General features: G+C 43.9%; 1 protein-coding gene. It reads left to right on the forward strand.

Annotation, left to right across the window (positions count from 1 at the left end; genetic code table 11):
- Positions 1-93: 93 nt before the first annotated feature.
- A partial coding sequence (locus NAF19_RS30455) for an IS1182 family transposase (RefSeq protein WP_252794246.1) occupies positions 94-1,491 on the forward strand: 1,398 nt, incomplete at its 3' end.

Here is a 1,491-nt window from a genome sequence, read left to right on the forward strand (position 1 = left end):
GTGGCCGTTGCGCAACTAAGCTAGCCAATAAGGGCTTGCAAATAAAGTTCTTTGAAATATTGATTAAAACATTGATTATTAGTATATTAGCGCATGCAAGGAAAGAAAACACATCAAGAAAGCTTGTTCATACAGTTTCAGCTTTCCGACTACGTGCCGGCTGATAATTTTTACCGCCGATTAAAGAGTTTGCTTGATTTAGACTTCTTGTACCCGACTACTTTGAAGTATTATGGCAAGGAGGGTCAAAAAAGCATCGACCCGGTTGTGTTTATGAAATTGATGCTCGTTGGTTACCTCGAAAATATTAACAGCGACCGCCAGATTGTTATTTCATCTGGAATGCGGATGGACATTCTTTATTTTCTCGGTTATGACCTTGGCCAGGAATTACCGTGGCATTCTACGTTAAGCCGCACCCGCAAGCTTTACGGAGAGGAAACATTCCTTGAATTGTTTAAGCAAGTGTTGAGGCTTTGCATTAATAACGGGATGATTAGCGGCAAACGGCAAGCTGTGGACAGTGCTTTAATACCTGCTAATGCTGCTAAACAAAGTATGATTGAGCGGATAGTGATGGAAGATGCATCTGTTTTCAGCCGGGAGTTGAATGATAATACCGAGGATGAGCCAGCAAAGCCGAAGGAGCCAAAAAGCGGCAATAATAAAGAGCCGAAGAATAAAGACGTTGCGCCGACCAATCAAACACACTTCAGCCCCTCGGACCCGGATGCCCGTTTAACCACCAAGCCAGGTAAACCGATGAGATTATATTACCGGTCGCAAATGAGTGTGGATACAGCCAGTCATTGCATAACCTATATACAGGCATTTAAGGGAAATGAGGCTGATAACAGTTCTTTGCCGGTAATGCTCCCGCAGATTGCCGGTAACATGGCTGACCATGGCATACGGGTTGAAGAAATCCTGGCAGATACAGGCTACAGCAGCGGTAGAGCCATACGGGCATTAACAGCCAATGGCATGAAAGGATATATTCCTGCTCCCGGAACTTATAAACCATCAAGGGACGGCGAAGGCTTCATCTACGACGATAACTATGACCGGTATACTTGTATAATGGGTGTCCATCTGCCCTTCAAACGCATCGAATCTGCTTATGATGAACCGACTGTTTTCAAGAAGATTTATGAGTCCAGCATCAGCGACTGCAAAAATTGTCCATTCAAAGATATCTGCGCTAATAAAAAAGGCTTCAAGAAGCTGGTTGATTCTGCGGACAAACCGCTTTATGAATATATGCAGCGGCGGGTAGAGAACCCCAAAGGTAAGCAGATGATGTCGCTTCGCTCCAGTACGGTCGAACCGGTATTCGGTTCCTTAATTAATTATACCAGCTTAAAAAGGATAAATAGCAAAGGACTTAAACAAGCAAATAAATGTATGCTTATGGCTGCCGCCGCTTATAATATCAAAAAACTGCTCAAATGTAAATTCGGACCACTGATAGCAGCGCCAACGACAGCCATC

Source organism: Mucilaginibacter flavidus (assembly GCF_024055575.1).
In the GTDB taxonomy this organism is placed as follows: domain Bacteria; phylum Bacteroidota; class Bacteroidia; order Sphingobacteriales; family Sphingobacteriaceae; genus Mucilaginibacter; species Mucilaginibacter flavidus.